The sequence below is a fragment of the Corynebacterium uberis genome, from assembly GCF_020616335.1.
Lineage (GTDB): Bacteria > Actinomycetota > Actinomycetes > Mycobacteriales > Mycobacteriaceae > Corynebacterium > Corynebacterium uberis.
The window spans coordinates 764,324-783,514 of the sequence record NZ_CP085051.1 but is presented as its reverse complement, the minus strand read 5'-3'; the positions used below and the strand labels follow the sequence as shown (position 1 = coordinate 783,514).

Genomic DNA, 19,191 nt, shown 5'->3' with positions numbered 1-19,191 from the left:
ATCCTAGGAGTGCATTCTTTAGTAGAGTTCCACAGCCATTCGTTCGCGTAGCCCTGATCAAGGCTGCTCGCAATGAAGGGGAGCTTCGTCGTAGAGAGCACGTAACTAGTACTCGAGCAAAATATTTAACAACACAACAGATGAACTCCGCCAGCTGGGTCATACCTTGTATCGCCGTCGCGAAGACATTTTGGCGTTTTGCGGTATCGGAGCGTCCAATGGGCCAGTTGAAGCGATCAATGGACGCTTGAGCCCCTGCAGGGGATCGCCCTAGGGTTCCGCAACCTCGAGAACTACAGCTTGCGGTCCCTGCTGCACTCCGGAGGACTGCAAGCCGCGATCAATGCACTCTAAAACGCGAAGAGCCGCTTAAGGACACATTTTCATGATTGAAAGTTGTTAGCCCCCTGCCCGCACCCTTCCGCGACATCGATCCTGAACCGCCCAACGGACCAATACAGCGATCCAGGCGATGAAGGAGCCCCAGCATGACCACTACAGTATCCCCTCTGATGGTCGGGGACTTGGTAGTTACTTTGTGAGAGCCCTGATCAGCTTCAGATAGTCAAAAGAGTGCTGAACACGCTGGAAACTGAGGCGTTGCAGCATGAAGATGGGGCGGTCGCCCAAAGAGTACGCACAGCTCACCCTTCTGGAGAGACAGACCCTTGGATCCCGGATAAATTTTAAGTATTCCTTATGGCGAACACACGACCTTGCCTCCATACATACCTTCACGGGACCTACCCCATATTGGGGTGTAATCCGAAATATTTTCCCTAACTCTTATGGCAGCCTCACCGATGACCACGTATCCTACGCGATGTGCGGATAGCACATACCATCCTCTGTACACGAAAGGATTATGCTCATGCCCAAAATGGCATCGGCTCTGAGCCTCGCAACCCTCGCTACCCTAGCCCTTGCACCCCGATAGCCATGGCAGCGGTCGGTTATCGGGGCTCAGTCGTCAACGGGTGTCAAGCGTTTATCCAGGGCGCTTCTGCATGGAGCAACTGCCGCCCAGCTACCGCAACCGGACAGGTTGCCACACACGCCCATTGCACCGCTCAACCCACCATCATGAGCCGTTGGGTCCCGGTCTATCAGAATCAGGTGTCACTCGGAATCGCCCAAACCGGTTGCTTCTTCCACGTTCACACCGCACAAACTCACTGGCAGTAAAACCGCACATGACGCCTGCAAGGAAGCGCCAGCTCTTTTCTGCAATACTTTTGGCAGCAGTATGGGTAGCAACCATGCTATCCCTCGCAACATCCTGGCACAACAGCCTGAATGCGGCTACGGTAGCAATATGCGCACCCGTTATGTATGCTATGCCGGTTATTGCTGCGTGTGCTTCCTGGCAGGAATCCATACGCGTGGGTGCCAATGCACGCCCGGTATGGATGCATACTCCGCGACGCTGGAGTGCAGTTCACTCAAGGCAAGTGCTCCAGACCTACCTGATATCAGTTTTTCTACCACAGTTCCTCTTAAGTGGAGCAATCCTCGTTGTTACGTGGGTACGCCATACTCCGGGTTATTTAGACTACCGCTACCTCGGGCTAAGTTTCGGATTGGGGGCAATTGCATTGTGCATTGGCACGGTGGCCGCGCATCTGAACTTGGGAATGATACGTAATGCCATCTTCGCCGTCATCCTAGGCCTATTTAGCGGAATCTACCTGGTACGCCTGCCAGGCATCGTCAACACGTGGGAGACGCTTAATCCCCTGGCCTGGGCGGCTATAAGCACTTGCTTAGCGCTTCTTATTGGAGCTCTTTGCTTACTCTACACCCTCCCTAGAACCATACCAATGACCAACCGGAGCGTCGCCGGGGTATCACTCACTACCCTTGTCATTATTACTATTCTTTTCGGTGGGGTACAGCCCGTGGGGGTGACACGAACTCAGGCAAAGTCTCCAGAATGCACCACCACCCGACACGATCGTGCCTGTGTGTGGCCCGAAGACGCTTTCAAACTTGACTCCCTCAACGCGCAACTCACCAGGCAGCGATCGCTCATTGAAACCGCCCAGATGAGCATTCCTCCGGTCATAGCAGCCGAGCCCGGGCTTTCACTACCGCCCCAAAATATCGTTTTATACCCCTTCGGAGGTGATAACCCATCCTGGAGCGGCGCACAGAGTCTACTCGCTGCTTTTCCCTGGACCACGTGTCCGCCGTCAGAAGACTCAGATCTACTCTATGTTCTCATCAACAACTACCTGTATGGTGACATAGACTTCCGCGGCTTCGCCACACAGGATCCAGCAGCCGATGCGAACCGTGTCCGCCTGACAGAACAGTTAAAAAAACTTGACCCAGATGATCTTCGCGCCCGTCTCGCTGCCAGCCTGTCCACCTATTTCACCACATGTACCTTTCATGCCGAGGAGCTTGTGCCATGACCTCACTCCCACCAGCACTACAAGCCACAAAGGTGTCTGGCGGGTATCGCCACAGTCCGGTTCTCACGGACATCACCTTTGAACTGAGAACTGGTAGGGTTATCGCTCTACTCGGTCCTAACGGAGCCGGAAAGACGACATTGCTTTCCATCCTCGCTACCGTCGCTAGACCAAGTTCAGGAGAACTACGTATACGGGGCCTAGACCCACGAGTGCGGCGTGACCGTGATAAAATCCGACGCAATCTCGGCTACTTACCGCAAAATTTCAGCGCTGATGAGTCTCTCACCGTGAGTCAATTTGTCTCTTATAGCCTCTGGATGCGTTGCTACCCTTCGAAGCTGCGGGACCGTGCCACCACAGAGGCCATCGACACTGTTGGCCTAGGCGGTGATTCTGATACCGCGCTGAAGTCTCTCTCCGGCGGAATGCGTCAACGTGCGGGCATCGCAGCGGCCGTTGCCGGACATCCACAGCTAATTATCGTCGATGAACCCACTGCCGGACTTGATCCACAACAACGCGCACATTTTAGAGCCTTACTTAGAGAGCTCCACTCCCAACAGCATCCACCCACGGTCCTATTGAGCACCCATCTTGTAGAAGATGTGGTGTCCTGCGCGGATGACTTATTGGTCATCAATTCAGGGCAATTATGTTACCAAGGTCCGGCTAGCGTCTTGGGAGCTAGCGGCGCAACGACTCTGGAACAAATGGAGCATAACTACACCAGCCTCATTTCCAAGACGGTCCGATGATTACTACCTTCCTTTCAACGCGTCGCATAGGTTACGCGCTTGCACTTTCTGTGCTCGCTGCGACGTCGTTGCTATGGATTATGCCCATTTCATGGGGAATCCCAAGCGCGAACTATGCATTAGACACGCCCTTGGCTCGACTGCTACCCGTGGTTCTCGGCGGACTGGCTGGCACGACCGTCAATCCGGTAGCCCCTGCGATGGAAGATGTTGCTCCATCCTCCCTCCTCCGTATCAGACTTTTCGCAATGTCCGTATTCTGCATTCTTCAGTTAGTTATTGTTGTATGCATCGCGGGTCTACTTCGTTTTTTCATCTGCGTGAACCTCTCGGTACAGGATGTAACACAAACCCTGATAGGAACGTTATTCTGGCAAGGCATCTGCATAATTTGTTGTTGTATCATCCGAAATATTCGCGCTTGGTTTATTCCCCTCACGGTGCTTTTAGGCTTACTCATCTTCGCCTACGATAGCTCCGCATCCCCCAGAAACTGGAACATGCTACTTACAATCACACATTGGACTATTGCAGAAGCAGTAGTGGCAATCGCCAGCGCCGCATTGTGCTTACGGTGGGTACGGGGCCAGAACTAAACAAGTTGCACCGCCGTTGCGCTATTCAAACACCTGCATCCCTCATCACCTCGCAGTCGTGCACTGGATCCGGTTCCAACTTCGCTGGTAGGTGCTGTATCCTGTTCAGGTTGCGCGCCTGTCAGGCGCCAAGAACTAAGCACCAGGCACCAGCCACCACGTGAAGGGGAGACGATGAGCGAGACCGCGACCAAGAACGAGGCAGCACTGCGGCGCACCTTTGCCGTCATCGCTCACCCGGACGCCGGTAAATCCACGCTCACCGAGGCTTTGGCGCTGCACGCCCACATGATTTCTGAGGCCGGTGCCGTTCACGGTAAGGCGGGACGCAAGTCCACTGTGTCTGACTGGATGGAGATGGAAAAGGACCGCGGCATCTCCATCGCCTCGTCAGCCTTGCAGTTCGAATACGCCCCTAGCGGCCACGAGGGCGCCCCCTTTGTGATCAACCTGGTGGACACCCCCGGCCACGCGGACTTCTCCGAGGACACCTACCGCGTGCTCATGGCGGTCGATGCGGCAGTCATGCTTATCGACGCCGCGAAAGGCCTCGAGCCCCAGACCCTCCAGCTTTTCCGCGTGTGCAAGTCCCGGGGGTTGCCCATCGTGACGGTGATCAACAAGTGGGACCGGGTGGGCCGCGAACCGCTGGAGCTTGTCGATGAGATTGTCAGTGAGATCGGTCTGCAGCCCACCCCGCTGTTTTGGCCCGTCGGTGATGCCGGCGATTTCCGGGGCCTGGCCCGCGTCACCCCGGACGGCGAGGTCGATGAGTATGTCCACTTCATCCGCACGGCCGGCGGTTCCACCATCGCGCCGGAGGAGCACTACTCCCCTGACCAGGCCCGTGAGCGCGAGGGCGAGGTGTGGGAGCGCGCCGCTGAGGAGGCAGAACTGCTGGCTGCCGACGGCGCCGTGCATGACCAGGAGCTTTTCGAGGCCTGCGAGACCTCCCCGGTGATCTTTGCCTCCGCCATGCTGAACTTTGGTGTCCACCAGATCCTGGACGCCCTGTGTGCGCTGGCGCCCTCGCCGGCCGGGCGCGACGCGGACCCGAAGGTCATCGAGGCCGCCACCAGCGCCATGGATACCCGCCGGGAGGTCGATGATGATTTTTCCGGCATCGTGTTCAAGGCCCAGGCGGGCATGGACCGCAATCACCGCGACACCTTGGCGTTCATGCGCGTGGTCTCCGGGGAGTTTGACCGCGGCATGCAGGTGACCCACGCCCAGAGCGGGCGCAGCTTTTCCACCAAGTATGCACTGACCGTCTTTGGGCGCACCCGCGCCACGGTGGAGACGGCCTTCCCGGGCGATATTGTGGGCCTGGTCAACGCCGGATCGCTGGCGCCCGGGGACACCCTGTATACCGGCCGCAAGATCCAGTACCCGCCCATGCCGCAGTTTGCCCCTGAGCATTTCCGGATCCTGCGTGCCAAGTCTCTGGGCAAGTACAAGCAGTTCCGCAAGGCCCTCGAGCAGTTGGATGCAGAGGGCGTGGTGCAGATCCTGCGCAATGAGATCCGCGGCGATGCCAACCCCGTCATGGCCGCCGTAGGCCCCATGCAGTTCGAGGTCATGCAGGCCCGCATGGCCGCCGAATATAACGTGGAGACGGAGATCGACCCCATCCCCTATAAGGTGGCCAGGCGCACCGACGCGGAGTCCGCCCCCGGGTTGGGCCGGCAGCGCGGCGTCGAGGTGTTTACCCGCACCGACGGCGAGCTCATCGCGCTGTTCGGGGATAAGTGGAAGCTGGCGTTCATCGAGAAGGAGCACCCGGAGTTCACTCTCGAGCCGCTGGTGGCAGACGACTAAACCCAAAAAGGAGCACCCGACCCGTGCCTAATCATCACCCCTCCCGCAGCTGGCGAGGCTGCGCCCTGTGCAAGCCGCACAAGCGCCGCGGGACAGGACGCGCTGGCCGCGATCCGTTTGCGGTACGCCGCCAGCTGGGCGCCGCACGGCGCTACGCCCGGCACGATCTGGCCGACTAACCACCAGCCCCGCCAGCCGTGTCGGCCGGACAATCGGCACACCAGCGCGCCCGCAGCAATGGTCTGGGTCATTCCTATCACCTAGGATGACCACTATGAACACCCCCGCCGCGCGCCCGCGCGCCACCGATGACCAGCGCCACCAGGCCACCGAAGAGCTCGGCGCGGCGTTGTCGCGCGGGCAGCTGACCATCGCGGAGTTTGAGGAGCGCACCATGGCCGCCATCCGGGCGACCTACGCCGATGAGCTTCCCGCCCTGCTTGCCGACGTCCCCGCCCCCACCGTCCCCACACCTGTTGCAGCTTCAGCCCCCGCACCCCGGCGCACCTCCGCAGTGCGGGGTTCGTCCTGGTCGGTGGGGGTTTTCGGCGGTACGGAGCGCTCCCGCGGAGCCTTAGCCTCCACCCACCGCGCCGTCGCTTCCTTCGGCGGGGTGGACATTGATCTGCGCAACGTGGAGCTGAGCGCCCCGGAGACAGTCATCCAGGCAGTAGCGCTATTCGGGGGGATAACCATCAAGGTCTTCGACGATGTTGAGGTCATCTGCGAGGGCCTGGGGCTCTTCGGCAGCTTCAGCCAGCGCCAGGCGTCCAGACAGGGTCGCAGTGTTGCCCCAGCACCGGCGGGCGCACCCCGGGTACGCATCACGGGCCTAGCGGCCTTCGGAGGGGTAGACGTTCAGGTCTATCCGCGGGGTTAGTCGCAGGCCATGAAGCTCTTTCGCCGCCGCTCCCCGCTGGCCCGCGCGCCGCAGCAGGCCCACGTCCTGGCTGCGCAGCGCCTCCACGTGCACACTGCCGAGTCCCTGGTGGTTGTCACCTTCTCCCCCGAGGTCGCGCCGCCACTGTCGGCCGCCTTGCGCGCGGGCGAGGACGTCCGCCTGGAGTGCCCCGACGCCCGGCCGGTGAGCTTTGTCGCAGCCCCGGACAAGGCCACCCCCGCCCCGGCATTGGACCCGGTAGCCGGCTGGATCATTCCCATCACTCAGGCTGTGCGCGCGCAGCTCGTGGCGCGCACCGGTGAGGTGGCGGCGCAGGGTGAGGACGGGGGCGTCGATAAGCAGTATGCGTGGGAGATCCCCGGGATCAATCTTGGGCTGGTGTGCGAGTAAAACGGGTAGTCTCGCGGCCATGACTCACGGTGCCGCTTTACGCAATGATCCTGATGATTTCCTGCCCGAGGGTTTGGGCGGGCTGCTTGCCGCCCACCCGCACGCACGCTGGGACGACGGAGGCTTTGTGCTCAGCGCCGCCCTTTCGGACGCCCCGGCTCAGGTGCGCGTGCTCTCCGGTGGCGGGTCCGGACACGAGCCGCTGCACGCCGGATTTGTGGGGCCTGGGATGCTCGACGCCGCGGTGCCGGGGCTGCTGTTTACCTCGCCCAACGCCGTGCAGATTGCCGCGGCGACGCGGGCGTGCGACCAGGGCCGCGGTGTGGTGCACATTGTCAAGAACTACACCGGCGACGTGATGAACTTCTCCACCGCACGCACGACCTGCGCGGATGTTGATACCGCGGTGGTGCTTGTGGACGATGACGTCGCCACCGAACTGCGCGACGGCGAGGACGGACCCGGGCGACGCGGGACCGCCGCGACGATCCTGGTGGAAAAGGTCGCCGGGGCCGCCGCCGCACGCGGGGACTCGCTAGAGCGCGTAGTTGACCTTGCTCAGCGCGTGGCCACCACCGCCCGCTCCATGGCGGTAGCACTTGCCCCCGGACACGTGCCCACCACGGGGCGCGCCACCTTTGACCTGCCGGCCGGCCAGATGGAAATGGGCGTGGGCATCCACGGCGAGCCGGGCACCGACACCGTGGCCACGTCCACGGCTGCCGAGATCGCTGCCACGCTCGTCGAGCGCGTCACCCAGGCGGCCGGCCTGGAGGCTGGTGCGCAGGTCGCGGTGGTGATCAACGGCCTGGGATCGACCACGCAACTCGAACTCGGGGTGTTCTTCGCCGACGCCCTGCGCGAGCTGGACCAGCGCGGCATCCGCGTGCGCCGCGGTCTGGTGGGCAGCTTTGTCACCTCGGTGAACATGCACGGGGTCTCGCTGACCCTCGCCCCCGTCGACGAGGAGATCCTTGAGCTTCTCGACGCCCCCACCGCCGCCCCCGCCTGGCCCCAGATGGTGAGCGACCCGCAGGCCAGCCCTGCGCGCATGCGCATCAGCGACCCCCTGCCCAGCACCGGCGAGCCCCAGCCCTGGCTGAGCGCCGCCATCGAGCGCATCCAAGGCGGCGCCGATGAGCTGACCGAGCTGGACCGGCGCGCCGGCGACGGGGACTTTGGCACCAACATGACCGCCGCCTTCGGCGGCCTGGAGCTCCCGCTGCGCGGACAGCCCACCGACGTGCTCAAGGGCCTGGCCCAACGACTTTTTGTGCGTGCCGGGGGAACCTCCGGAGCCGTGCTGGGAACCCTGTGCGAGCAGCTGAGCCGCGCCCTGGCGGACGCGGACTGTCCCGCTGAAGGCCTGGCCCGCGGGCTGCGCCGCGCACAAGAGGCCATCACCGAGCTCGGCGGGGCGCGCCCGGGGCAGCGCACGGTCATTGATGCGCTGGCCCCGGCTGCGGATGCCGCCGAGGAGGCGCTGGCTGAGAATCCACAGGCTGACTTCGCGGCGGTGCTCGCCGCAGCCGGGCAGGCCGCCACCGCAGGCGCCCAGGCCACCGCGACCATGCGCCCGGCCAAGGGGCGGGCCTCCTATCTTCAGGAGCGCGCCGTGGGGGTGGTGGATCCCGGGGCGCTGCTGGTGTCCTGGCTGCTCGACGTTCCGGCGGAGGCCGCGGGGTAGCCCGCGGGGGAGGCTGCGGGGGAGAAAACGGACACCGCGGGGGTAAAAACGGCGACGGGGTGGAACAAAAATAGCTAGACTTCCACCCAAACCACCCCGGATTGTTCAACAATCCCCTGGATGGGGTGGACCCAGCCCACTGTTTCAAGAAAGGCGGCCCCTTCCATGAGCACGCACCTGAGCATTGACCTCAACGCGGACCTGGGAGAAACCACCGCCGGCAACCCGGTGGCCGATGACGCCGCCATGCTCGAACTAGTCAGCAGCGCCAACGTGGCCTGCGGCTTCCATGCCGGCGACCCCCACGACATCGCCCGCACCGTCGCGGCCGCAGCCGCCCGCGGCGTCACCGTGGGCGCGCACGTGGGCTACCGCGACGCCCCCGGGTTCGGCCGACGCTTCATGGACTACGCCCCCGCGGAGCTCGCCGACGAGGTGCTCTACCAAATCGGCGCCCTCGACGCGCTCGCCCGGGCCCACGGCACCGCGGTGGCGTATGTCAAGCCCCACGGCGCGCTCTACAACGCCATCGTCCACCACGAGGCTCAGGCCCAGGCGGTCATCGACGGCGTGGCTGCCTTCGGCCGCGACCTGCCCGTGCTGCTGCTTCCCGGCTCCGTGGCCATCGACGCCGCCACTGCCAAGGGCCTGCCGGTTGTCCGCGAGGCCTTCGCCGACCGCGGCTACAACCCCGACGGCACCCTTGTCTCCCGGCGCTTGCCCGGCGCCGTGCTGGCCACCACACAGGAGGTGGTCGACCGCGTCATCCAGGTGGCCACCACCGGGACCGTCACCGCCACCGACGGCACCCGGGTAGACGTGGGCGCACAGTCCGTCTGCGTCCACGGCGACTCCCCCGGCGCGGTGGAGATGGCCCGCGGCATTGTCGCCGCCTTAGAAAAAGAGGGCATTGCTATTCGCGCATTCGCCGGACAGGATTCTTAGCCCATGTCCCTCTCCCCCCGGACCATTCACCCCGTCGGCGACCACGGGCTGCTCGTCGATCTTCCCGACCTGGCAGAAGTCATGGCCTGGCACGCCGAGTTGAACGCCCACCCGCTGCCCGGGCAGCGCGAGGCCATCGCCGCCGCGTCTACCTTGCTGGTCATCCTGGACAGCCCCGCGGCTGTGGCCGCCGCGGCGCGCACGCTCGCGGACTTCCAGCCGGCCACCCACGCGGCCGACCACGCCGAACCCGTCACCATCGAGGTGGTCTATGACGGCGCTGATCTGTCCGCCCTCGCCGCCGCCCAGGAAACGTCGGAAGAGGCGCTGATCGCCTGGCACACCAGCACCGAATGGGTGGGCGCCTTCGGCGGGTTTGCCCCCGGGTTTACCTATTGCGTGCCCGCCGACCCCGCCGACGCTCGCTCGGTTAAGCGCCTGGACAGCCCCCGCACCGCCGTGCCCGCAGGGGCGGTAGGCCTGGCCGATAACTTTTCCGCCGTCTACCCGCGCACCTCACCGGGCGGCTGGCAGCTCATCGGACACTCCCCCACCCCGCTGTGGGATGCCACGGCTACCCCGCCCGCGCTGGTGGGCCCCAACACCCCGGTGCGCTACCGGGCCGTGCGCGAGGCCATCGAGCTGGCTCCGCCACCCCCGGCCCAGCCACCTGCTAGCCCCTCCCGCGCCCTGCTCACCGTCGAATCCGTGGGCATGCAGACCCTCTACCAGGACGCCGGGCGCGGCGGGCAGGCCAGTCTGGGGGTGACGGGCAGCGGTGCGGCAGATGGGGCGTCGGCACGCGCGGCCAATGCGGCGGTGGGCAACGCCCCTGGCGCGGTGGTGCTGGAAAACATCGGAGGGATGACGCTGCGCGCCCTGGTCGACGCCGTGGTGGCGGTGGCTGGGGCCGACGCGCCAATCACCCGCGACCGGCTGCCCGTGCCCCCAGCAACCCCCATCCTGGTGCCCGCCGGAAGCGAGCTGACCGTAGGACCTGCGCGCCGCGGCCTGCGCTCCTACCTGGCGGTACGCGGCGGGTTGAGCGCCCCCACGGAGCTGGGCAGTGCGGCAACGGATGTGCTCTCCGGGCTGGGCCCGGACCCGCTCGAGGCCGGTGCTGTGCTGCGCGGTGCCGCCCAGGTGCGCGGCAGCGTCGGGTTGCCTGGCGTCAACCCGCTGCGCAAGGCCGACCCCGACGGCGCGGTGTCCCTGCGGGTCATTCCGGGCCCGCGCGCGCAGTGGTTCCAGGAGGCCGCAAACGCCCTGAGTGAGCAGGAGTGGACGGTCACCCCCACGTCTAACCGGGTGGGCCTGCGGCTGTCCGGTTGTGCGCTCGCCCGCGAGGACGCCTACGCCACCGCCGAGCTGCCCAGCGAAGGCATGGTTGCCGGCTCCATCCAGGTTCCCCCCAATGGCCAGCCGGTGGTGTTCCTGCGCGACCACCCCGTCACCGGCGGCTACCCCGTCATCGCCACAGTCGTGGCCGCGGACGTGGACGCCGCCGGCCAGCTCGCCCCCGGCGATACGGTCCGCTTTGTCCCCCTGCCCGCCCCGATCGAGGAGTAAACCATGACCCAGACTGACTCTTTTCCCCTGTCCGCGGTGCTGATTGCCAACCGCGGTGAGATCGCCGTGCGGGTGGCGCGAGTGGCCCGCGACCTGGGCATTCGTTCCATCGCGGTCTACTCCGAGGCCGATGCGGATGCCCCACACGCCCACATCGCCGACGAGGCCTGGGCGCTGCCTGGAAACTCACCGAAGGACACCTACCTCAACATTCCTGCGCTTATCGACGTCGCCCTGCGCGCCGGAGCCGACTGCGTCCACCCCGGCTACGGGTTCCTCTCCGAAAACTCTGACTTCGCCCGCGAGGTCATAGCCGCCGGGCTGACCTGGATCGGCCCGGACCCGGAGACCATAGACAAGCTCGGTGACAAGGTTGCCGCCCGACGCATCGCGCAGGAGGCCGGGGCGCCGCTGGCCCCCGGCACCCCGGACCCGCTGGACTCCTGGGAGCAAGCCCGAGACTTCGCCGAGGAGCACGGGCTGCCCATTGCCATCAAGGCCGCCTTCGGCGGCGGCGGGCGCGGGCTGAAAGTAGTAGACAACGCCGCCGACATCGAGTCCGCCTTCGAATCCGCCGGGCGGGAGGCCCGTGAGGCCTTCGGCCGGGGCGAGTGCTTTGTAGAAAAATTCCTCACCCAGCCCCGCCACGTGGAGGCCCAGGTGCTGGCCGATACGCACGGCAACATTTCCGTGGTGGGCACCCGCGACTGCTCAACCCAGCGGCGCTTTCAAAAGCTCGTCGAGGAGGCCCCGGCCCCCTTCCTGCGGGAGGAGCAGCGCCGGGCGATCATCGACGGCGCGCGCGACATCTGCGCGGCAGCAGGCTACGTCGGCGCCGGAACCGTCGAGTACATCGTCTCCCAGGACGGCACCGTCTCCTTCCTGGAAGTCAACACCCGCGTGCAGGTAGAACACCCCATCACCGAGGCCGTGACCGGGGTAGACATTGTGGCCGAACAGTTCCGCATCGCCGCGGGCCTGGAGTTGTCCTGCCCGCCCGAGCCGCAAGCGCACGGACACGCCTTTGAGTTCCGCATCAACGCCGAAGACGCCGCCAACGGCTTTGTGCCCTGCCCCGGCACCGTGACCACCTTTGAGGCCCCCTGCGGGCCGGGCATCCGCGTCGACGCCGCGGTGCGCTCCGGCAGCCAGGTGCCCGGCTTCTACGACTCGCTTTTGGCCAAGCTCATCGTGTGGGGGCCCAACCGCGCCGCCGCGTTGCGCCGCGCTGAGCACGCCCTGGCGGAGTTTCGCATCGAAGGGGTACGCACCGTGCTGCCCTTCCACCGGGACATCGTCACCCACCCGGCGCTCGTCGGCAACGAACTCGGCATTTACACCGACTGGGTGGATAAGGAATACACCCCGCGCTACCCGCAGGCCGCCGGGGGAATCGAAGCCGCCTACCAGGAGCGCGTCCGCGTAGCCATAGAGATCGACGGCCGGCTGCACTCCGTGGCGCTGCCCGCAGGGCTTATCGGCGGTGCGGGCCCCAGCCCCGCAGGCGAGCCTTCCAGTGGGTCCGCCGGATCCGCTGCCGGCTCCCCCGATGGCCCCGGAACCGCCGTGACCAGCCCGTATACCGGCAGCATCGTGGACTTCCACGTCGCCGACGGCGACCAGGTCAGCGAAGGCGACAAGGTAGCCACCGTCGAGGCGATGAAAATGGAATCCGCCGTCACCGCCCCGGCCAGCGGGACCATCCACCTGCTCGCCCAGGCCGGCCAGGCCATCGAACAAGGCGCCGCCCTGGCGCGCATCGAAGACTAATGCACGCCGCCCAGCAGGCCGCCCGGGAACTGCGCCGCTCACTTTCCCGCGGGCTCTTCCGCCCCGGAACCCGGCTGACCGAGGCGGCCTGCGCCGCCGACCTGGGAATCTCCCGCAACACGCTGCGCGAAGCCTTTGCCATGCTGGAGGCAGAAGGCCTGCTGGAGCGCCTGCCGCACCGCGGCGTGGCCGTGGCGGTGCCCACCGCGGAATCCGTACGCGACCTCTACCAGGCCCGCATGCTCATCGAGCCCGCAGCGCTGCGCTGGGGACACAACCCCCAGCCAGACAGGCTCCTGTCCATCACGGCCGCCGCCCGGCGCGCCGCCGCGGACCTGCGTATCGACGCCGTGGCAGCCCACAACCAGAACTTCCACCGGGCGATCGTCGCCGGGGCCGAATCGACGATCCTCAACGAAACAATGGACCGCCTGCTCGCCCGCATGCGGCTCGCCTTCCTTAAGGCCAGCGCCGTCGAGCCGGACTTCCACGTGCGTTTCGTGGCCGATAATGAAGACGTTGCCGCGCTGCTTGCCGCCGGGCAGCGCGATCAAGCTGCTGAGCGGCTGCACCGAGCGCTCGCGGTGACCAGCGGGGACGTCGAAAAGCTGTTGGACGCTTAAGGCACCTGGTAGGCGCTATCGCGCGCGTCCGTGATCAGCATGTGCCCGGGGGCGTGGGTGATGGCCAGATCCGGGCGCGACTCCATGATGGCGGCCTGCGGGGTAACGCCACAGGCCCAAAACACCGGCACCGACCCGGATGCAATGTCCACCGCATCCCCAAAATCCGGCCGCTGCAAGTCCGCAATCCCCAGGGCCGCCGGGTCGCCCACATGCACCGGGGCGCCGTGGACCGACGGGTAGCGCGCGCTGATACGCACCGCATCGGCCACCTGGCTCGCCGGAATGGGGCGCATGGACACCACCAGCGGGCCCGAAAACGCCCCCGCCGGGCGGCACTGCCGGTTGGTGCGATACATCGGCACGTTGCGCCCCTGCTCAATATGGGCCACCGGGACCCCGGCTTCCAGCAGGGCGGTCTCAAAGGTAAAAGAACACCCGATGAGGAAGGAGACTAAGTCCGCGCGCCAGAAATCCCGCGCATCCGGCACCTGATCCACCAACTCGCCGTTGCGGAACACCCGGTAGGCAGGGCAATCTCGGCGCACGTCACCCTCGGGGCCCAGCAGGGGGAGATCAGTAATCTGGCCGGGCTCAATGACCCCAATGACCGGGCAGGACTTGGGGTTGCGCTGGGCGAACAACAAGAAATCAAAAGCCAGCTCGCGCGGCACGCACGCCAGATTGACCTGGGTAAAGCCGCGGCACCACCCGGCCGTCGGGGCCACCAGCCCCTCGCGCGCCAACTGACGCGCCTGGGCGGGGCTGAGCTGTGCGTAATCCATGACGGTGTTCCTTTCTTGTGCCGCCTCATGCGGCCTAGTGCTAGCTAGTACTAGCTAGTGCCAGCTAGTGCCACAGCGCGGCGATGCCGGACAGGGAGTTCCACCCCAAGTAAATGGTCAGCGCCCAGATAGCCACCCCGAGCACCAGCAGCCACCGCGGATACCGGTAGCCGTGCAACAGATCAGTGCGCCGCCACGCCACCCACAACACCACTGCAAAGCCAATGGGCAGGATCAGCCCGTTGAACGCGCCGGCGAAGATGAGCAAGGCCTGCGGCGCGGTGTTGAGCACCAGGAACGCCACCGCGCACACCGCGATGAACACGATGGTGACCACGTTGCGGGTCCGCGGCGCCGTCGCCTGGGTAGTCACAAAACTCACCGACGTATACGACGCCCCAATGACAGAGGTCAGGCCCGCCGCCCACAGCACCACACCAAACAGGCGCAGGCCCACCTCGCCGGCGGCATGGTGGAAGGCGTCCGCCGCGGTGTGATCCTGCGACAGCGCCACCCCCGTGGCCACCACGCCCAGCACCGCCAGGAACAGCAGGATGCGCATCACACCGGTGACAATGATGCCCAGCACCGACCCGCGGGTGATCTGGTGAATGTTCTCCGGGCCCGTGATGTGACTATCAATCATCCGGTGCGCACCCGCGAAGGTGATGTAGCCGCCGACCGTGCCGCCGATCAGGGTGGTGATGACCAAAAAGTCCACCTTCTCCGGGGCCACGGTGTTACGCAGCGCCTCGCCTACCGGCGGCGCCGAGGCGATGGCCACGTAGAGCATCATGAGGATCATCAGGGCACCGAGCCCGACGACGATGCGGTCCAATGCCAGCCCGGCGCGCTTGGACAGGAACACCAAGATGGCAATGCCCGCGGAGATAGCCCCACCGATCTTCGGGTCCAGGCCCACCATAGCGTTAAGCCCCAACCCAGTGCCCGCGATGTTGCCGATGTTAAAGACCAGCCCGCCGATGAAGACGAAGGCTGAGAGCACCCAGCCCAGGCCCGTGACCACCGTGTTGCCCAGCTCCTGGGCGCGCAGGCCAGACACGGCCAGCACGCGCCACACATTCATCTGGATGGCCACGTCCACGATGATGGACACCACAATGGCAAACGCGAGTGCCGCGCCCATCTTGACTGTGAACACGCTTGTTTGCGTGAGGAATCCGGGACCGATGGCAGAGGTAGCCATGAGGAACATGGCGCCGAGGACCGCGGTGCGTCCGGCGCTGGCGCGGGCACGAGCTTGGGCCTTGGATTCCTCGCGCTCGGTCAGGTGATGGCTCTTCTGGCTCACCGGGGGCCTCCCTTGTCGACCATGTAGACGTCAGTTGTTTCCATGGAAAGTTGTGATCTGGGTCATCCTTTCCACGGGTTTTTGGACATTCTAGGGTGAGCCCGGGCATCTGTAAAGCACTTTGTTCAACAATCCGGGGGTGGGTGCCACCCCCACCCGCTAGAGCAGCGCCGCAACCCCCATCACCACAAGCGCCACGCCGACGCCGTAACCGGCGACGTCGATAGCCATCTCCCTGTTGTCCCGCGCCCACGAAAACAGCCTGCCCACCGGGGAATACGGATAGCGGCGCACCCACCCCACCGCCACCGCAGCCAACGCAGGAAGACTAAGCGCCACACTGGCGTACGCGATCATGGACACGTAACTTGCCCACACCGGAAAACCACTCACGCTAACATACGCAATACCCCCAAAAAACGGGACCGACGTCACCGACTGAACCACCCCGAGCACAAAACCCACCACCGGAACCTTCGGCCCCGGACGCCGCAGCGGACGGATAAGCCGCCGCACCAACGCCGAGGTAGACTCCGCCTGCGCACGCAGCGTAGCCAACACAGAAACCACCCCCACCGCAATGAGCAAGCCGCCGAAAGCAGGCGAATCCATAAAGCGCTGAACCAGCTGCTCAAGGCCGCCAAAAACAAAAAGCGAAAACAGCGCCAGCGACAACACCCCAAACCAATCACCCGCCACCAGCAGCGCCGCAACCTTGGCGTAAGCGCCGCGGGCCGGCAGCGCAATACCTAAGGCGACGAGCACGCCAATAAGCAGCACGTTAACGGAGTCGAGCAGGGCGAAGGACGCCGCGTGGAGCATGAAGGCGCTTTCTTGTGGGAAGGTGTGCCGGAGACAGGTAGGGCCCGCGGCACGGGTGGGCGGTTCTTATTGTGCCATCACGGGGTCAGGTGCCGGGGGTGCCCCTGGTGCCGGGGGCTGCTGCCGTGCGTGTTGCTGCCGGGTCTGCTGCCGCCTCCGCTGCCCCTGCCGTCCCTGCCGCCGCATGGGGACGGTGGTTGTGAGGGGCGCGGGCCGTGGCCGAGGTGTGCGGCCGCCTGGGGACGGCCTCTTCCGCAGGCCCGGACCCATCCCCACCGGCGGTTTTGCACGTGGGCTGCAAACTTGCGTACACTGTGCACCCGTATCGTCGGGGACGCGGCACAACCAGCTGCGCGCCAGCCCCGGCAGACCACACAGTCTCAACAGAAAGCTCACCCACTCGTGTCACGCTTCCTCTACAAGCTCGGTAGCACCGCCTACCGCAACAAGTGGCCGTTCCTAGCCACCTGGCTGATCATCCTCATCGCCGTCGGCGGGCTCGCCGGCGCCTTTGCCAAGCAGCCCGCAACGTCCTTTTCCATCCCTGGCCTGCCGGCCATGGAGACCCAAGAGAAGATGCTCGCCCACTTCCCCGAAGCCGGCGACGCTCTCCAAGCCCCCAGCGGCACCGTGGTCTTCTCCGGGGCGGATGGCAAGAAGCTCGATGATCCTGCCGTCATGGCTCAGGTAGACGCCACCATTGACAAGCTCACGGCCACCGGAGCCCTCGTCGAAGATCCCCAGGCACCTCTAGTTAACCCAGTCCTGGCCGCCCAGGGGATGAGCCAGAAGCTCCACCAGCAGCTTGGCGCCCAAGGCACCCCGGAAGAAAAAATCGACGCGGATATCGCCGCGCTGAGCCCGCTGAGCCCCGATCACACCACCGGCACGCTCACCATCGCGTTCAACGCGGAGACGTCCATGGACATCGATCACGATGCCCGCACCCGCGTCACGGACATCCTCGACGAGGCGAACAACTCCTCCGACCTCAATGTTTCCTACAACGGCAACGCGTTTAGCGGCCGCGGCGAAGGCCTTAACTTAAGCTCCGAGCTCCTCGGCCTGGCGGTGGCGGCCATCGTGCTGCTGGTGACCTTCGGTTCCTTCGTCGCCGCCGGCATGCCGCTGTTCTCCGCGATCATTGGCGTGGCGTTGGGCGTGCTGGGCGTCCAGCTGGCCACCATCGTCAGCAGCGACGTCAATGAGATGACCCCCACGCTGGCCTCCATGATCGGGCTGGCCGTGGGCATCGACTACGCCCTGTTTATCCTCTCGCGCTTCCGCAGCGAGCTGATCACGCTTGCCGGGGCGCACAATGACCCGCCCGCGGACGTCAAACGCAAGATCAAGGAACTCAGCGTCGAGCAGCGCGCACACGCCATGGGCCGCGCTGCCGGCACCGCCGGATCCTCCGTGGTCTTCGCCGGCCTGACCGTTCTTATCGCGCTGGCGGCGCTGTCCATCATCAACATTCCGTTCCTGACCTGGATGGCCGGGGCCGCGGCCGTGACCGTCGCGCTGGCCGTCATGGTTGCCCTGTCCTTCCTGCCCGCACTGCTCGGCCTGTTGGGCACCAAGGTCTTTGCCGGCACCGTGCCGGGGCCCAAGGTCCCCGATCCCGAAAACGCCACCCCCACCATGGGGTTGCGCTGGGTGCGCCTGATCAGGGCACGGCCCTGGGCGTTTTTGGTCGCCGGCGTTGCCCTGCTGGGCCTGTGCGCCATCCCGGTCGGCTCCATGCGGCTGGCCATGCCCACCGACGGCATGGAGGCCCCTGGCACCCCACAGCGTGCCGCCTATGACCAGATCTCGGAGTCCTTTGGCCCCGGGCGCAACGCCCCCATGATCGCCCTGGTGGAGGCAGATCAGGTTTCGGAGCAATCCCGCATGCCCGTCTTCGCCGAGGCCGTGTCCACCTTCGCCAGCACGGAAGGGGTAGACAACGCCCAGATCGTGGGCATCAGTGAGGATCACAGCGCCGCCCAGGTCATGATCACCCCGCATGACGGGGCGACGGATGAGGCCACCCAGGACACGCTGGCCCGGCTGCGCGACGCCGAGGCGGATTTCTCCAGCCAGCACGATGGCGCCCACTACGGCATCACCGGCGTGACCCCCATCTTTGTGGATATGTCCGCGCGCTTGGCAGACGTCCTGGTGCCCTACCTGGCGATCGTCATCGCCCTGGCATTCCTGGTGCTCATGGTTGTCTTCCGCTCCATCTGGGTACCCTTGATCGCCGCCGCCGGCTTTGGGCTGTCCGTCCTGGCGACCTTCGGGCTGACCGTGGCCATCTTCCAGGAAGGCTGGTTGGGCATCATCTCCGACCCGCAGCCGCTGTTGAGCTTCCTGCCCATCATGCTCATCGGCCTGGTCTTTGGCCTGGCCATGGACTACGAGGTGTTCCTGGTCACCCGGATGCGGGAGGGCTTCCACCACGGCAAGACCGCCGGCAACGCGACGGCCAACGGCTTCAAGCACGGCTCGCGCGTGGTCACCGCCGCCGCCCTGATCATGATCTCCGTATTCGCCGCGTTTGCGCTGCAGGATATGGCCTTTATTAAGACGATGGGCTTTGCCCTGGCCGCCGCCGTGTTCCTGGATGCCTTTGTGGTGCGCATGACCATCATCCCGGCGACGATGTTCCTGTTGGACAAGCACGCCTGGTGGTTGCCACACTGGTTAGGCAAGATCCTGCCGCGCGTGGATGTGGAGGGTGAGGCGCTGACCGACTCCGCGGCCGCCGCCCCAACCACGACGCAGGGCGAGCACGACCAGCCAAACCAGCAGTAACA

15 protein-coding genes and 1 pseudogene are annotated in these 19,191 nt (G+C 65.3%); 13 read left to right on the top strand and 3 right to left on the bottom strand.

Going from position 1 to position 19,191, the window contains the following annotated elements:
* Positions 1 to 142: 142 nt before the first annotated feature.
* From LH390_RS03605 to LH390_RS03550, 12 genes and pseudogenes are all read left to right on the top strand, one after another.
* A pseudogene (locus tag LH390_RS03605) lies at positions 143 to 354 on the top strand (transposase); the annotation flags it as partial.
* 1,097 nt (positions 355 to 1,451) lie between these two features.
* Positions 1,452 to 2,417: a hypothetical protein gene (locus LH390_RS03600; protein WP_227280547.1), complete on the top strand. Its 966-nt coding sequence runs from the start codon at positions 1,452 to 1,454 to the stop codon at positions 2,415 to 2,417.
* The gene (locus LH390_RS11665; protein ID WP_353057198.1) at positions 2,384 to 3,175 is read left to right on the top strand and encodes an ABC transporter ATP-binding protein; all 792 of its coding nucleotides are present in this window, start codon (positions 2,384 to 2,386) and stop codon (positions 3,173 to 3,175) included. The genes LH390_RS03600 and LH390_RS11665 overlap by 34 nt, the downstream gene beginning before the upstream one ends.
* A 770-nt stretch (positions 3,176 to 3,945) precedes the next feature.
* Positions 3,946 to 5,589, top strand: coding sequence for a peptide chain release factor 3 (locus LH390_RS03590; protein ID WP_227280549.1), 1,644 nt, complete (start codon positions 3,946 to 3,948; stop codon positions 5,587 to 5,589).
* A gap of 23 nt (positions 5,590 to 5,612) precedes the next feature.
* On the top strand, positions 5,613 to 5,768 hold the full coding sequence (locus LH390_RS03585) for a hypothetical protein (RefSeq protein WP_227280550.1): 156 nt from the start codon (positions 5,613 to 5,615) through the stop codon (positions 5,766 to 5,768).
* Between the two features lie 95 nt (positions 5,769 to 5,863).
* Positions 5,864 to 6,469, top strand: coding sequence for a DUF1707 SHOCT-like domain-containing protein (locus tag LH390_RS03580; protein WP_227280551.1), 606 nt, complete (start codon positions 5,864 to 5,866; stop codon positions 6,467 to 6,469).
* A 9-nt stretch (positions 6,470 to 6,478) separates the two neighbouring features.
* Entirely contained in the window at positions 6,479 to 6,880 is a 402-nt protein-coding gene (locus LH390_RS03575; protein WP_227280552.1) for a hypothetical protein, read from the top strand.
* 19 nt (positions 6,881 to 6,899) lie between these two features.
* Positions 6,900 to 8,567 carry a dihydroxyacetone kinase family protein gene (locus LH390_RS03570; protein ID WP_227280553.1) on the top strand — a complete coding sequence of 556 codons (1,668 nt, stop codon included), beginning with the start codon at positions 6,900 to 6,902 and terminating at the stop codon, positions 8,565 to 8,567.
* A 165-nt stretch (positions 8,568 to 8,732) separates the two neighbouring features.
* Positions 8,733 to 9,512 carry a LamB/YcsF family protein gene (locus LH390_RS03565; RefSeq protein ID WP_227280554.1) on the top strand — a complete coding sequence of 260 codons (780 nt, stop codon included), beginning with the start codon at positions 8,733 to 8,735 and terminating at the stop codon, positions 9,510 to 9,512.
* 3 nt (positions 9,513 to 9,515) lie between these two features.
* Entirely contained in the window at positions 9,516 to 11,081 is a 1,566-nt protein-coding gene (locus LH390_RS03560) for a 5-oxoprolinase subunit B/C family protein (protein WP_227280555.1), read from the top strand.
* A gap of 3 nt (positions 11,082 to 11,084) precedes the next feature.
* Entirely contained in the window at positions 11,085 to 12,851 is a 1,767-nt protein-coding gene (locus LH390_RS03555) for an acetyl/propionyl/methylcrotonyl-CoA carboxylase subunit alpha (protein WP_227280556.1), read from the top strand.
* Positions 12,851 to 13,474 (top strand): GntR family transcriptional regulator, encoded by a 624-nt coding sequence (locus LH390_RS03550; protein ID WP_227280557.1) that lies wholly within the window; start codon positions 12,851 to 12,853, stop codon positions 13,472 to 13,474. Before LH390_RS03555 ends, LH390_RS03550 begins: the two co-directional genes overlap by 1 nt.
* On the opposite strand, the gene LH390_RS03545 is transcribed toward LH390_RS03550, so the two are convergent.
* The 3 genes from LH390_RS03545 to LH390_RS03535 all read right to left on the bottom strand — a co-directional run bounded on the left by LH390_RS03545 (position 13,471) and on the right by LH390_RS03535 (position 16,393).
* On the bottom strand, positions 13,471 to 14,259 hold the full coding sequence (locus LH390_RS03545) for a putative hydro-lyase (RefSeq protein ID WP_227280558.1): 789 nt from the start codon (positions 14,257 to 14,259) through the stop codon (positions 13,471 to 13,473). The two genes, LH390_RS03550 and LH390_RS03545, sit on opposite strands and share 4 nt — an antisense overlap.
* Positions 14,260 to 14,323: 64 nt before the next feature.
* A complete protein-coding gene (locus tag LH390_RS03540) occupies positions 14,324 to 15,571 on the bottom strand; it encodes an NRAMP family divalent metal transporter (protein ID WP_399524786.1) in 1,248 nt (415 codons plus the stop codon).
* A 159-nt stretch (positions 15,572 to 15,730) separates the two neighbouring features.
* On the bottom strand, positions 15,731 to 16,393 hold the full coding sequence (locus tag LH390_RS03535; protein ID WP_227280559.1) for a hypothetical protein: 663 nt from the start codon (positions 16,391 to 16,393) through the stop codon (positions 15,731 to 15,733).
* A 402-nt stretch (positions 16,394 to 16,795) separates the two neighbouring features.
* Between LH390_RS03535 and LH390_RS03530 the strand changes: the two genes are divergently transcribed.
* Positions 16,796 to 19,189 carry an MMPL family transporter gene (locus LH390_RS03530; protein ID WP_227280560.1) on the top strand — a complete coding sequence of 798 codons (2,394 nt, stop codon included), beginning with the start codon at positions 16,796 to 16,798 and terminating at the stop codon, positions 19,187 to 19,189.
* Positions 19,190 to 19,191 lie beyond the last annotated feature (2 nt).